Origin of the sequence: Brevundimonas sp. UYEF29, assembly GCF_040546195.1 — a bacterium.
Lineage (GTDB): Bacteria > Pseudomonadota > Alphaproteobacteria > Caulobacterales > Caulobacteraceae > Brevundimonas > Brevundimonas huaxiensis.
On sequence record NZ_JBEPNH010000001.1, the window covers coordinates 115,950 to 128,834 of the forward strand.

A 12,885-nucleotide genomic window follows, 5' to 3' on the forward strand; every position below is an offset into this window, starting at 1 on the left:
CCCTTGGCGTCGGTTATTTCGCGCTCAGGCGAACATCGACGTTGTTGCGGGTGGCGTTGGAGTAGGGGCAGACCTGGTGCGCCTTCTCGATCAGGTCGTCGATCACGGCCTGGTCCAGGCCGTGGTCGGTCACGGTCAGGTCGACGTCCAGGTTGAAACCTTCACCCTTGGTGTTCTTGCCGAAGCCGACGCCGGCGGTGACCTTGGTGTCGGGGCTGACGGGCGTGCCGGCCTTGCCGCTGACCAGACGCAGCGCGCCGAGGTAGCAGGCGGCGTATCCGGTGGCGAACAACTGCTCGGGATTGGTGCCGTCGCCGCCCTTGCCGCCCATCTCGGTCGGCGTCGATAGTTTGACGTCGATCTTGCCGTCGTCGGTGGCCGAACGACCGTCTTCGCGGCCTCCGCCCGATGCCGTCGATTGGGCGCGATACAGAACTTCCATGGCAGGCTCCTTGGGTTGGGATGCTTGAGATGGGAGCTTAACGGCGTACGGGAAGGGGGCGTTGCATCGCGGCTCTAGCCATCGGCGGGCGACGCGGGCTAAAGCACCTGCTGGGGCGCGTCGTCGGAGTACGCAGTGAAGATTGCCGAACGCTGGTTCGTGTGGGCGGGCATGGTTCTGCTGGGCGGCATCGCCCTGGCGGGGTTGGTCGTCGCCGTCTATGCGGCGTGGCTGTTCCACGATCTGCCCGACGCGTCGGAGCTGGCGGACTATCGCCCGCCGACCGCGACGCGAGTCTATGCGGGCGACGGCACTCTGATCGGCGAGTTTTCCGACGAGCGCCGGATATATGTCGCCTACGACCAGATTCCCCAGCCGGTGATCCACGCCTTCCTGGCGGCCGAAGATCGCAACTTCTTCCAGCATGGCGGCATCGACGTGGGCGGCATCGGCCGCGCGTCGCTGAAGAACGTCTTCAACCTGGCGTCGGGACGCCGGCTGGAGGGCGGCTCGACCATCACCCAGCAGGTGGCCAAGAACGTCCTGCTGACCAACGAATCCAGCCTGAACCGCAAGCTGAAGGAAGCCATCCTGGCCAATCGCCTGGAGGCGACCCTGTCTAAGGAGCAGATCCTAGAACTGTATCTGAACGAGATCTTCCTGGGCTATCGCTCGTTCGGCATCGCGTCGGCGGCCTACAACTACTTCGGCAAGTCGCTGGCGCAGCTGACGCCGGACGAAGCCGCCTTCCTGGCGTCCCTGCCCAAGGGGCCGAACAACTATCACCCCAAACGTCACCCCGGGGCGGCCAAGGGCCGCCGTGACTGGGTGCTGGGCGAGATGGAGCAGAGCGGCTGGCTGACGCCTGAACAACTGATCGAGGCGCGCGCCAAGCCTCTGGTCACGCGCGATGCGCCGCAACGGTCGGATTACAAGGACGCCGACTTCTTCGTCGAGGAGGCGCGCCGCCAGGCCGCCGCCAACCCCCAGTTCGGCGAGCAGCTGCGCGCCGGCGGCTTCTATATGCGCACGACCCTGGACCCGACGCTGCAGACGGCGGCGCGTCGGGCCTTGATGCAGGGGCTCGAAAACTACGACCGTCGTCACGGCTGGCGCGGCGGGTGGGGCACGACCGACTTCGCCGACGGCTGGCAGGCGGTCGCGCTGAAGGAACAGGCGCCGCCCGAGCGCCGCAGCTGGCAGGCCGCCGCCATCGAAAGCGTCAGCGGCAACACGGTGCGCATCCGCACCGCCCGCGACGACAAGTCCGGCACGCTGCTGGCGTCGGACGCCGCCTGGGCCAACGCCAATCGGCAGCTGAAGCGTGGCGAGCTGATCTTTGTGGAGCCGCAGGGCGGCCAGTTCGCCCTGAAGCAGGTGCCTCGCGTCAACGGCGCGCTCGTCGCCATCGAGCCGCAGTCCGGACGCGTGCTGGCGATGGTCGGCGGCTATTCCTATGCGCTGTCCAGCTTCAACCGGGCGACCCAGGCGCGCCGTCAACCGGGTTCGGCGTTCAAACCCTTCGTCTATGCGACCGCGCTGGAGGGCGACTTCACCCCGGCCTCGATCGTCCTGGACGCGCCGATCAGCTTCGCCGGCGGTCCCAACGGCACGCGCTGGACGCCCGAGAACTACAGCCGCCAATACTATGGCCCTCAGACGCTGCGGCGCGGGCTGGAACTGTCGCGCAACGTCATGACGGTGCGGCTGGCCCAGTCGGTCGGCATGAAGAAGATCGTCGATCAGTCGGCCAAGATGGGTCTGCCGGGCATGACGCCGAACCTGTCGGTGTCGCTGGGCGCCGGCGAGGTCACGCCGCTGGAGATCACAGCCGCCTATTCCGCCTTCGCCAACGGCGGGCGGCGGGTCACGCCCTATCTGATCGACTATGTTCAAGACCGCGACGGCGAGACCATCTTCCGCGCCGACAACCGCAGCTGCCGCGAATGCGGACGGGGCTTCTCGGGTCAGGAATCGCCGCGGCTTCAGCAACGCGGCACCCAGGTCATCGACCCGATCACCGCCTATCAGATGAGCTCCATGCTGGAGGGCGTGGTTCAGCGCGGCACCGCCGCCAGCGCGCGCGGTCTCGGCCCCTGGGTCGCGGGCAAGACCGGCACGACCAACGAATATCGCTCGGCCTGGTTCGTCGGCTTCACCACCGACATCGTGGTCGGCGTCTTCATCGGCTTTGACGACAACCGCTCGCTGGGATCCGGAGAAGCCGGCGCCTCGGCCGCCGTGCCGGTCTTCACCGAGTTCATGCAGACGGCGTTGAAGGAAAGGCCAGCTCGCCCGTTCGTGCGGCCCAAGAACGCCATCTTCCGCAGCGTCAACGGCATCGAGGAGGCCTTCCGTCCCGGCACCGAGCGCCAGGCCCCGCCGCCGCGCCCGACCGGCCCGGCCCAGCCTGTCGGACCGCAGAACTACTATGAGGTGATCCGCCGCGAGCAGGAGGCCGCCAGCGGCGCGCCCGCCTCGTCGCCGGCGCCCACCGCACCGCCGCCGCCGAAGAAGGCGCCGGCGGAGGACTTGAGCGGATTGTACTGAAGCTCTAGGTAGGCCCATCGAACGGCGCGTCCTCGGGCGCGCCGTTTTCCATTAATCCTGCCCTGTCGCGCCGCCTGCGGGCCTCGCGACGTGAGGGCGTTGTGTCGCTGGAGATTGCGATGAGACCGGATGTCGAGGCCATGAAGGCCGACATCGAGCAGAGCGTCGCTCTGCTCAGGAGGCGTCTTTGACTGGGATGTCGCTCTAAGGAAGCTCGATGAGCTGAATGCGCGGGTCGAGGATCCGACGCTGTGGGACAAGCCCGACGAGGCCCAGGCCGTCAGCCGCGAACGCTCGCAGCTGGAAGGCAAGATCAACACCGTCAAGGCGATGGAGCAGGACCTCGAAGACGGGGTGATGCTGGCCGAGATGGCGGACGAGGAAGGCGACGAGGGCGCGCTGGAAGACGCTCGCGCGGCTCTGCGCGGCATCAAGGAACGCGCCGCGCGCGCCGAGCTGGAAGCCCTGCTGTCCGGCGAGGCCGACGGCAACGACGCCTATCTGGAAGTGAACTCCGGCGCCGGCGGCACCGAGTCGAACGACTGGGCCGGCATGCTGCTGCGCATGTACTCCCGCTGGGCCAAGGCGCACGGCTATGAGGTCACGATCGAGGCGCATGAAGAGGGCGAACAGGCGGGGGTCAAGTCGGCCACCATCCTGATCGAAGGCCCCAACGCCTATGGCTGGTTGAAGTCGGAATCGGGCGTGCACCGCCTGGTCCGCATCAGCCCCTATGATGCGGCGGCCAAGCGCCACACCAGCTTCGCCTCCATTGGGGTATCGCCGGTCGTGGACGACGCGATCGAGATCGACATCAACCCCTCGGACGTGCGCACCGACACCTATCGTGCGTCGGGCGCGGGCGGTCAGCACATCAACAAGACCGACTCGGCTGTGCGCCTCACGCACACCCCGACCAACACCGTCGTGGCCTGCCAGGCCGGCCGGTCGCAGCACCAGAACCGCGAGATGGCGTGGAAGATGCTCCGCGCGCGCCTATACGAGCTGGAACTGCAGAAGCGGGAGGCGGCGGCTCAGGCGCTGGCCGACGCCAAGACCGATATCGGGTGGGGGCACCAGATCCGCTCCTATGTCCTGCAACCCTATCAGATGGTGAAGGATCTGCGGACCGAGGTTGAGACCTCGGACACCCAAGGCGTGCTGGACGGCGACCTGGACGCCTTCATGGGCGCGGCCCTGGCCCAGCGGGTCGGCGAGACCCGGGGATCGAGCGTGGACTGACGGAAAAGGGCGGCTCCGACGAGCCGCCCTTTTTGTTTTGGGCTTCAGGCCTTGCGGCCGTTCGGATTCGACGCGGTCAGGCGGCGGTCTTGTCCGCCTTGTCGGCCTTCGGCGCGGGAGCTTCCAGCATGGCGGCGCCGGGGGTGTCGCGCTTGGCCTGATTGCAGCGGCCCTGGAACCAGGCGCCCTGGTCGATGGCGAGTTGCTCTTGCGTGATATCGCCCTCGACGCGGGCGGTGGCGTGCAGCTTGACCTGTTTGGCGACGATGGCGCCCGAGACGCGGCCGCGCACGTCGAGGACGTCGGCATGGACCGTGCCCTCGACCGAGCCGCCTTCGCCGATCACGACGCGCGAGACGCGGACGTCGCCCTTCAGCGAGCCGTCGACCTGAAGCTCGCCGGCGCCGGAGATGTTGCCTTCGTATTTCACGCCGGCCGACAGGGTCGACAGATTGCTGGACCGGGCTGCCGGACGGGCCGGTTCGGGCGCGCGCGGCGCAGGCGTCGTGGCGGGCAGGGACGGCGTGCTCGCAGCCGTCGGCGTGGGCGTGCTCGGTTCGGGCGCTGGGGGGATGCCCAGGCCGTTCGATCCGCTGTCGTAGGATTTGCTCTTGGTGAACATGGTGCGCTCCGCATCTGCCAGCCAAGGCCGGCCAAGCCCCTATTAGCCCCGACGCCCACTAGGCCGTGGAGGAGGGGCCAAGGTCAAGCATCGCTTCCGAACGATGCTCGCCGATCACAGGACCCTGGCGGCCTCCAGCACGGCGGCGGCGTGGTCGGCGACCTTCACATTGCGCCAGGCCTTGGCGACGCGGCCCTCGGCGTCGATCAGGAAGGTAGCCCGCTCGATGCCCATGTATTCGCGGCCATAGAGCTTTTTCTGCACCCAGACGCCCCAGGCTTCGCAGGCGGCGCCGTCCTCGTCGGAGGCCAGGGTGACGGCGAGATCGTATTTGGCCTTGAACCGGTCGTGCTTCTTCACCGTGTCCTTGGACACGCCGATGACCGGAACGCCCAGAGCGGCGAAGTCGGGCGCCAGGGCGGTGAAGTCCTGAGCCTCAAGCGTGCAGCCGGTCGTGTCGTCCTTGGGATAGAAATAGACGACGGCAGGCTTGCCCTTGAGGGCGGCGAGGGTGACGCGGCCGCTGCCGTCCGTTGGCAGGTCGAGGGCGGGCGCGGGTTGGCCTTCGGTTGCGGACATCAAACAGGCCTCACCAGAACGATCTTTTTCTTGCCGGCCGCCAGTTTGATGACGCCGTCCTTGAGGTCGGCTTCGGTCAGCAGTTGGGCGCCGTTGGACACTGAGGCGTCGTTGAGGCGCAGGCCGCCGCCCTGGGCCAGGCGACGAGCCTCGCCGTTGGAAGCCGTCAGGCCGGCCTTTGTCACGACGGTGGCGATCATGGCGCCGTAAACCTCGGCCGACGGCAGTTCGACGGTCGGCAGGTCGGCGGACAGCTGGCCTTTTTCGAAGGCGCTCTCGGCGGCGGCGCGGGCGGTTGCGGCGGCCTCCGCGCCGTGCAGCATGGTCGTTGCGGCGTCGGCGAGGGCCTTTTTGGCGTCATTGATGGCCGCGCCTTCCAGCGCTTCGTAGCCGGCGATCTGTTCCAGGCTCAGGTCGGTGAACAGGCGCATGAAGCGGCCGACGTCGGCGTCTTCGGCGTTACGCCAGAACTGCCAGTAGTCGTAGGGGCTGAGTTGTTCGGCGTTCAGCCAGATGGCGCCTTGGGCGGTCTTGCCCATCTTGCCGCCCGACGCCGTGGTCAGCAGCGGCGTGGTCAGGCCGAAGGCGGCCTTCTGATCCACGCGGCGCACCAGATCCACGCCCGAAGTGATGTTGCCCCACTGGTCCGAGCCGCCCATTTGCAGTGTGACCTTGTGGCTGCGGTTCAGCTCCAGGAAGTCCACCGACTGCATCAGCATGTAGTTGAACTCTAGGAAAGTCATCGGCTGCTCACGCTCGAGCCGCAGCTTGACCGAGTCGAAGGCCAGCATCCGGTTGACGGTGAAGTGGGTGCCGAAATCGCGCAGGAACTGGATGTAGCCGTAGCCGGACAGCCAGTCGTCATTGTTGACCATGACCGCATCGGTCGGTCCGTCACCGAACGTCAGGAACTTGGCGAAGACGGTCTTGATGGTGTCGATGTTCGACCGGATCGTCTCTTCGGTCAGTTGCGGACGCGACGTATCCTTGCCGGTGGGGTCGCCGACCTTGGTCGTGCCGCCGCCCATCAGGACGATAGGCTTGCCGCCCGCCTGCTGAAGCCGGCGCAGCATCATGATCTGGATCAGGCTTCCGACGTGCAATGACGGCGCAGTGGCGTCGAAGCCGATATAGCCCGGCACCACGCCCGCGGCGGCCGCCTCGTCCAGTTCGACGGGATGGGTGATCTGATGGATGTAGCCGCGCGCCTGAAGCGTGCGCAGGAAGTCGGATTTGAAGGCGTGTTCGGTCATGGTGAGGCTGGGTTAGCAGGGATGACGAGGGTCGTCTTCCCCTAGTCGAGGCGGCGTCGGCTGTTCAGACGGCGCGGATGAAAAACACCGTCTAAAGTGTCTAATTCGTCTAATCTCCGACGGCGCGATAAGGTCCGGCGCCCGGTTGCGCCAGTCGATGCGAGGTTGGCTGTCCAGACGGTGATGATGAAAAACACCGTCTAAAGTGTCTAATTCGTCTAATCTCGGTCGGCGCGAAATTGCACCGCAACGCGAAAACGCGTGCAAAATGCAAGGGGGTGCAACTTCAGACGGAGCGGCTTTGGGCATGGCGCGCCCATTTTAGCGGCGTTTCAGGCCGCGATGGGTGGAACGGCGCTGCTTGGCTCTAGGGCGTTGTAATGCCAGCCGACATCTCGAGAAAATGCGATGGCTGGCGACCTTGAGACCGGCGATTTCACTTTCAAGGAATCAGCCGGTTGAGGACTAGCGCGACCAGAGCGGCGCCCACTGTCCACGCCAGAAACACAGAGGACGGTTCGGAAGAAGCGCCGCTGACAGCCAGGCAGAGAACGAGCGGTCCGATCAGGAGGTGGAAGCGATCCTTCAGCATCTGACGCTTCTCAGGGAAGGTCATCTGCGGACCGTAGGGGGAGCGCTTGGGCATATCGCGATGTTTTCACGGAGGTCCGACGCCCGCAAGGGTTGATGAGGCGTTGGGGAGAAAGTCGGAGGCCGGCATTTGATCTAGCGCGTGGGCTTGCGAAGCAGCTTTCGCTCGAGCAGCCACCAGGTGGCGTTCGCCAGAGACGCCCCGATCGCGCCGCAAAGCGCCACCGTCAGCATGTGCGGCAAAGGCGGCGGCGCGGCCTCGCTCAAGAGCAACAGCGCGAATATGTAGGCCAATGTCAGCGCAAAGAGGACGAGGGGCTTCATCTCCAGATTGTAGATGTGCCGCCTGGGTTGATGCAATCGACGAGTTGGCCGGCCTGCGATACGAAGGTCCTATGCGTCTGCCCCTTATCCCGCATCCGACATCCAGCCCTGCGGGACTGACGCTGGAGGTCGAGGCGCGACGGGCGGGGCGGGTGCTGAGCCTGGAGTATGTGCTGGCCGGACCGGTGGAGGGGGTTTGGCGGCCGGAGGCGGCGGCGCGGGTGCGGACGGACGGGCTGTGGCAGGCGACCTGTTTCGAGGCGTTCGTGCGGACGGCGGGCGGCTATATCGAATACAATCTGTCGCCGTCGGGGGCGTGGGCGGCCTATCGGTTCGACGGCTATCGCGAGGGGATGCGGGATTTGGAGATGCCCGCGCCCTTCATCGTGACGCGGTCGGCGCCCGGACAATTCGTGCTGACGGCGGATGTGACCTTGCCGGAGGATGCGGTCGGGGCGACGGGCCTGAAGACGGGCTTGGCGGCGGTGATCCGGGGCGTGGACGGGGCGATCGGCTATTGGGCGCTGGCGCATCCTTCGGATAAGCCGGACTTTCATCATCCCGACTCGTTTGCGCTGGACCTGACATGAACTTCGGCCTCGACCGCCTTTTGTCCGACGACGCCCTGAGGGCGCAGCTGAAGGGACGGCGCGTGGCCTTGCTGGCGCATCCGGCGTCGGTGACGAAGGATCTGACCCATGCGGTCGACGCCCTGGCCGCCTGTTCCGAGATCCGCCTGACCGCCGCCTTTGGTCCGCAGCACGGGATGAAGGGCGATCTTCAGGACAATATGGTGGAGAGCCCGGATTATCGCGATCCGGTCCACGGCTTCCCGGTCTTCAGCCTGTACGGCGAGGTGCGGCGGCCGCGCGACGAATGGATGGCCGAGTTCGACGTGCTGCTGGTCGATCTGCAGGACCTGGGCTGCCGCATCTATACCTATGTGACGACGCTTTTGTACGTGCTGGAGGCGGCGGCGAAACACGGCAAGTCGGTCTGGGTGCTGGACCGGCCCAATCCGGCGGGACGGCCGGTCGAGGGGATGACGCTGAAGCCCGGCTGGGAAAGTTTCGTCGGGGCCGGGCCGATGCCGATGCGGCACGGGATGACGATGGGCGAACTGGGTCTGTGGTTCATCGATCAGTTCAAGCTGGATGTGGATTACCGGGTGGTGGAGATGCAGGGCTGGGCGCCCGAGGCGGGCCCGGGCTTCGGCTGGCCGCTGCTGGACCGGTCGTGGGTCAATCCCAGCCCGAATGCGCCGAACCTGTCGATGGCGCGCGCCTACGCGGGCACGGTGATGCTGGAAGGGGCGACCCTGTCGGAAGGGCGGGGGACCACACGACCTCTGGAGCTGTTCGGGGCGCCGGATATCGACGCGCGGGCGGTGATCGCGGAAATGCAGGCGCTGGCGCCGGATTGGCTGGGCGGCTGCGTCTTGCGCGACATGTGGTTCGAGCCGACATTCCACAAGCACGTCGGCAAGCTGTGCAACGGCGTGCAAATCCATGTCGATCACCCCGGCTACGACCATGCTTCCTTCAAGCCGTGGCGGGTGCAGGCGCTGGGTTTCAAGGCGATCCGGCGACTGTCTCCCGACTACGACCTGTGGCGGGATTTTCCTTACGAATATGCGTTCGGCAAACTGCCCATCGACGTGATCAACGGCGGGCCGGGCCTGCGGGAATGGGTGGACGATGCGGCGGCGACGCCGGGCGATCTGGATGCCGCGACGCAGCCGGACGAGGCGGCGTGGGAGGAAGCCCGGAGACCGTTCCTGCTGTATTGAAACCCGTCCAAACTTCGCCATGAAGACGGCATCACCTCGCGGTTAGATTGTGGAGGGGCGTCATGATTGGATTGATCCTTGCGGCCGCGCTGTTGGCGCAGCAGGCGCCAGCCGGCCTGAGTGCCGAGGCGAGAACGCTTGTTGCGCCGGTCGCTGAGGCGATCGCAGCCGAAAAGGCGCGGCAGGCCGCCTTGCCGCCGCCAACGACAGATCGCGAGCGACTCGAACGCATGGGCGCGCTGGATCAGGTCGGCAGACGGGCGTTCACAGTGCTGGATTTCAGCGCTCTGCCTGCCGACGAGCGACAAACCGCTGAGACCTTGGCGTGGGCGGACATCAACGCGGTGGACAAGGCCTTGCTGGACGAGCTTTTGACCATGGTTCCGGCGGAAGGATGGTTCAAAAAGTCGGTCTATGGCGAGCGTGCAGCCGGCGCCGCCTTCCTGATCATTCAGCATTCCGATTTGGAAAACTGGCGACGATTCGTTCCTGTGCTGGAGTCGCTGGTCGCGCAGGGCGAAGTCGAGGGTCAGAGCTATGGTCTGATGTACGACAGGCTGGCGATAAACGAAGGCCGCCCGCAGCGGTACGGCACGCAGATGACCTACAAAGATGGGCGCTGGGTGGTCGACACGCTGGAGGATCCCGAACGCGTCGAACAATGGCGTCGTGAGATGAAATTCCCTTGGACGCTGGCGGAATACGAGGCGCGCTTCAGGGACTATCCGCCTTGCACCCAGCAATAACGGCCATAAATAGAATCTATTGTGCATCTGCAAATAAGTGATTGGGCTTATTTGGTGCGGTGCGGTAGGGAGGGCGCCTCCCAACCACCTTGCATTGGATTTTGCGCATGGCCCTCATCAACACGACCATCAAACCCTTTACGGCCGAAGCCTATAAGGGCGGCAAATTCCTGACGGTCACGGACGCCGACGTTGCGGGCAAGTGGGCGATCTTCTTCTTCTATCCGGCCGACTTCACCTTCGTGTGCCCGACCGAACTGGAAGACCTGGCCGACAACTACGCCGAGTTCCAGAAGCTGGGCGTCGAGATCTATTCGGTGTCGACCGACACCCACTTCTCGCACAAGGCCTGGCACGACTCGTCGCCGGCGATCGGCAAGATCGAATACACGATGCTGGGCGACCCGTCGGGCCTGGTGACCAACAACTTCGACGCCATGCGTCCGGGCGTGGGCCTGGCCGACCGCGCGACCTTCCTGGTCGATCCGGACGGCGTGATCCAGTTCACCGAGACGACGTCGGAAGGTATCGGCCGCAACGCCGCCGAACTGCTGCGCAAGGTCAAGGCCGCCCAGTATGTGCGCTCGCACCCCGGTGAAGTCTGCCCGGCCAAGTGGGAAGAAGGCGAAGCCACCCTGGCCCCGTCGCTCGACCTCGTCGGCAAGATCTAAGACCCCAGGTTCGGCCGGCGGCGTTTCGATGTCGCCGGCCTGGACGCCCGATCCTTTCGGGCGTTCGCAGAGGCCGCGGGGTGCGTAGCGTTTCCAGCCCCGCGGCCTTTTTGCGTCCTGTCCTCGCCTGAAGCGGCTTGAGGGCGGCGCTCAACCTATTGAATTCCGAGGAGCATCCGATGCTAGACGCCAATCTGAAATCCCAGCTCGAAGCCTACCTCAAGAACATCGTCCATCCCGTCGAACTGGTCGCCTCGCTGGGGGCGGGGCCGAAGTCGATCGAGTTGAAGACCCTGCTGGAGGAGATCGTCTCGGTCTCGCATGGTAAGGTCGAGATGGGCCGCGACTATGACGACGAGCGCCAGCCCAGCTTCCTGATCCGGCGCAAGGGCACGGACATCGGCGTGCGGTTCGCGGGCATTCCGCTGGGCCACGAGTTCACCTCGCTGGTTCTGGCCCTGCTGCACGTCGGCGGCCATCCGTCCAAGGCGGCGCAGGAGGTGATCCAGCAGGTCAGGGACCTGGACGGCGACTATGTGTTCGAGACCTATTTCTCGCTGTCGTGCCAGAACTGCCCGGACGTGGTGCAGGCGCTGAACCTGATGAGCGTGATCAATCCACGCATCAAGCACGTCGCGATTGAGGGCGGCCTGTTCAAGGACGAGGTCGAAGACCGCAAGATCATGGCCGTGCCGACGGTCTTCCTGAACGGCGAGCTGTTCGGTCAGGGCCGGATGGAGCTGGAGCAGATCGTCGCCAAGCTGGATTCCGGCGCCGAGGCCCGCGCGGCCGAGCGTCTGAAGTCCAAGGATCCGTTCGAGGTCCTGGTGGTCGGCGGCGGGCCGGCCGGAGCGGCGGCCGCCATCTATACGGCGCGCAAGGGCATTCGCACGGGCGTCGTCGCCGAACGCTTCGGCGGCCAGGTGCTGGACACGATGGCGATCGAGAACTTCGTCTCGGTCCCCTACACCGAAGGACCCAAGCTGGCGGCCCATCTGGAGCAGCACGTCCGCGAGTATGACGTGGACCTGATGAACCTGCAGAAGGCGGCCAGGCTGATCCCGGCCAAGGTTCCAGGCGGCCTGCACGAGGTGGTGCTGGAGAACGGCGCATCGCTGAAATCGCGCACCGTCATCCTGTCGACCGGCGCACGCTGGCGCCAGATGAACGTGCCGGGCGAGGAGCAGTACAAGAACAAGGGCGTGGCCTATTGCCCGCACTGCGACGGGCCGCTGTTCAAGGGCAAGCGGGTGGCGGTGATCGGCGGCGGCAACTCCGGCGTCGAGGCGGCGATCGACCTGGCGGGCATCGTGGCCCATGTGACCCTGATCGAATACGACAGCGAGCTGCGGGCCGATGCGGTGCTGCAGCGCAAGCTGGCGACCCTGCCGAACGTGCGGATCGTGACCTCGGCCCTGACGACCCAGGTGCATGGCGACGGCGAGAAGGTGACGGGCCTGTCCTACAAGGACCGCAACTCCGACGCCCATCACGACGTCGATCTGGAAGGCATCTTCGTGCAGATCGGTCTGGTCCCGAACACCGAATGGCTGCATGGCGCGGTGGGCCTGACCCCTCGCGGCGAGATCGAGGTGGATCACCGCGGCGAGACCTCGCAGCCGGGCGTCTTTGCGGCGGGCGACGCGACGACCGTGCCCTACAAGCAGATCGTCATCGCCATGGGCGAGGGGTCAAAGGCGGGTCTGTCGGCCTTCGACTACATGATCCGCACCGAGCCCGCGAAAGAGGCGGTGGTCGAACCGGCGTGATCTAATCGGGCCGTGCGATCCGCTTTCGCACGGCCTTTACGATCTCGACCAGGATCGCCCAGATCAGGGTGACGAGGAAGTAGATCCAGCGGGCGGCGAGATAAAGGCCCATCGGCGCCGCCCACAGCAAAGCCCAGATATTGTAAGGCAGCGAGGAGTGGGTAAGCTTGCCCGCGACCAGTGCAAGCGCCCACATCGGCAGCGACAGCATCAGATAGTTGGGCAGGGTGATCCTGGGCCGTAACCACGCCCAGACTGTCGTGGGTTTCGCTTCCGCCGGCTCGGCCTTTTTTTTCCGCCGCGCCAT

14 protein-coding genes are annotated in these 12,885 nt (G+C 65.8%); 7 read left to right on the plus strand and 7 right to left on the minus strand.

The features are described 5' to 3' along the window. Positions 1-13 precede the first annotated feature (13 nt). On the minus strand, positions 14-442 hold the full coding sequence (locus ABIB58_RS00640; RefSeq protein WP_039247361.1) for an organic hydroperoxide resistance protein: 429 nt from the start codon (positions 440-442) through the stop codon (positions 14-16). A 135-nt stretch (positions 443-577) separates the two neighbouring features. On the opposite strand from ABIB58_RS00640, the gene ABIB58_RS00645 reads away from it, so the two are divergent. Next, positions 578-2,992: a penicillin-binding protein 1A gene (locus tag ABIB58_RS00645; protein WP_354038551.1), complete on the plus strand. Its 2,415-nt coding sequence runs from the start codon at positions 578-580 to the stop codon at positions 2,990-2,992. Between the two features lie 119 nt (positions 2,993-3,111). After that, positions 3,112-4,234, plus strand: a protein-coding gene (prfB, locus tag ABIB58_RS00650) for a peptide chain release factor 2 (RefSeq protein ID WP_354038553.1) whose coding sequence is annotated in 2 segments (ribosomal slippage) — positions 3,112-3,180 and positions 3,182-4,234 — 1,122 coding nt in all. Because the reading frame shifts where the segments join, the coding sequence is not laid out codon by codon here. Positions 4,235-4,310: 76 nt separating this feature from the next. On the opposite strand, the gene ABIB58_RS00655 is transcribed toward prfB, so the two are convergent. The 5 genes from ABIB58_RS00655 to ABIB58_RS00675 form a co-directional block, all read right to left on the minus strand. Continuing rightward, positions 4,311-4,856, minus strand: a complete 546-nt coding sequence (locus ABIB58_RS00655) for a polymer-forming cytoskeletal protein (RefSeq protein ID WP_295165605.1) — start codon at positions 4,854-4,856, stop codon at positions 4,311-4,313. 114 nt (positions 4,857-4,970) lie between these two features. After that, complete coding sequence (locus ABIB58_RS00660; protein ID WP_354038556.1) at positions 4,971-5,435, minus strand: peroxiredoxin; 465 nt, start codon at positions 5,433-5,435, stop codon at positions 4,971-4,973. Continuing rightward, entirely contained in the window at positions 5,435-6,688 is a 1,254-nt protein-coding gene (tyrS, locus tag ABIB58_RS00665; protein WP_354038558.1) for a tyrosine--tRNA ligase, read from the minus strand. The genes ABIB58_RS00660 and tyrS overlap by 1 nt, the downstream gene beginning before the upstream one ends. A gap of 442 nt (positions 6,689-7,130) precedes the next feature. Next, positions 7,131-7,280 carry a hypothetical protein gene (locus tag ABIB58_RS00670; protein WP_354038560.1) on the minus strand — a complete coding sequence of 50 codons (150 nt, stop codon included), beginning with the start codon at positions 7,278-7,280 and terminating at the stop codon, positions 7,131-7,133. Positions 7,281-7,414: 134 nt separating this feature from the next. Further along, positions 7,415-7,603 (minus strand): hypothetical protein, encoded by a 189-nt coding sequence (locus ABIB58_RS00675; RefSeq protein ID WP_265148559.1) that lies wholly within the window; start codon positions 7,601-7,603, stop codon positions 7,415-7,417. 71 nt (positions 7,604-7,674) lie between these two features. On the opposite strand from ABIB58_RS00675, the gene ABIB58_RS00680 reads away from it, so the two are divergent. The 5 genes from ABIB58_RS00680 to ahpF all read left to right on the plus strand — a co-directional run bounded on the left by ABIB58_RS00680 (position 7,675) and on the right by ahpF (position 12,578). After that, positions 7,675-8,193 carry a DOMON-like domain-containing protein gene (locus tag ABIB58_RS00680; protein WP_354038563.1) on the plus strand — a complete coding sequence of 173 codons (519 nt, stop codon included), beginning with the start codon at positions 7,675-7,677 and terminating at the stop codon, positions 8,191-8,193. Further along, positions 8,190-9,392, plus strand: coding sequence for an exo-beta-N-acetylmuramidase NamZ family protein (locus tag ABIB58_RS00685; protein ID WP_354038565.1), 1,203 nt, complete (start codon positions 8,190-8,192; stop codon positions 9,390-9,392). The genes ABIB58_RS00680 and ABIB58_RS00685 overlap by 4 nt, the downstream gene beginning before the upstream one ends. 92 nt (positions 9,393-9,484) lie before the next feature. After that, the gene (locus ABIB58_RS00690) at positions 9,485-10,138 is read left to right on the plus strand and encodes a DUF6624 domain-containing protein (protein WP_354038567.1); all 654 of its coding nucleotides are present in this window, start codon (positions 9,485-9,487) and stop codon (positions 10,136-10,138) included. 107 nt (positions 10,139-10,245) lie between these two features. Then, positions 10,246-10,809, plus strand: a complete 564-nt coding sequence (gene ahpC, locus ABIB58_RS00695) for an alkyl hydroperoxide reductase subunit C (protein ID WP_185224023.1) — start codon at positions 10,246-10,248, stop codon at positions 10,807-10,809. Positions 10,810-10,988: 179 nt separating this feature from the next. Then, a complete protein-coding gene (gene ahpF, locus ABIB58_RS00700; protein ID WP_354038570.1) occupies positions 10,989-12,578 on the plus strand; it encodes an alkyl hydroperoxide reductase subunit F in 1,590 nt (529 codons plus the stop codon). Between the two features lies 1 nt (position 12,579). Here the strand turns inward: ahpF and ABIB58_RS00705 are convergent, their stop codons facing one another. Beyond that, positions 12,580-12,885 carry a hypothetical protein gene (locus ABIB58_RS00705; protein ID WP_354038572.1) on the minus strand — a complete coding sequence of 102 codons (306 nt, stop codon included), beginning with the start codon at positions 12,883-12,885 and terminating at the stop codon, positions 12,580-12,582.

Excerpts from the sequence above, each read along its gene's own strand:
- ABIB58_RS00705 (WP_354038572.1), bottom strand. The coding sequence starts at position 12,885 with ATGGCGCGGCGGAAAAAAAAGGCCGAGCCGGCGGAAGCGAAACCCACG.
- ABIB58_RS00660 (WP_354038556.1), bottom strand. The coding sequence starts at position 5,435 with ATGTCCGCAACCGAAGGCCAACCCGCGCCCGCCCTCGACCTGCCAACG.
- ABIB58_RS00670 (WP_354038560.1), bottom strand. The coding sequence starts at position 7,280 with ATGCTGAAGGATCGCTTCCACCTCCTGATCGGACCGCTCGTTCTCTGC.
- ABIB58_RS00655 (WP_295165605.1), bottom strand. The coding sequence starts at position 4,856 with ATGTTCACCAAGAGCAAATCCTACGACAGCGGATCGAACGGCCTGGGC.
- ABIB58_RS00640 (WP_039247361.1), bottom strand. The coding sequence starts at position 442 with ATGGAAGTTCTGTATCGCGCCCAATCGACGGCATCGGGCGGAGGCCGC.
- ABIB58_RS00685 (WP_354038565.1), top strand. The coding sequence starts at position 8,190 with ATGAACTTCGGCCTCGACCGCCTTTTGTCCGACGACGCCCTGAGGGCG.
- tyrS (WP_354038558.1), bottom strand. The coding sequence starts at position 6,688 with ATGACCGAACACGCCTTCAAATCCGACTTCCTGCGCACGCTTCAGGCG.
- ahpC (WP_185224023.1), top strand. The coding sequence starts at position 10,246 with ATGGCCCTCATCAACACGACCATCAAACCCTTTACGGCCGAAGCCTAT.
- ABIB58_RS00680 (WP_354038563.1), top strand. The coding sequence starts at position 7,675 with ATGCGTCTGCCCCTTATCCCGCATCCGACATCCAGCCCTGCGGGACTG.
- ahpF (WP_354038570.1), top strand. The coding sequence starts at position 10,989 with ATGCTAGACGCCAATCTGAAATCCCAGCTCGAAGCCTACCTCAAGAAC.
- ABIB58_RS00675 (WP_265148559.1), bottom strand. The coding sequence starts at position 7,603 with ATGAAGCCCCTCGTCCTCTTTGCGCTGACATTGGCCTACATATTCGCG.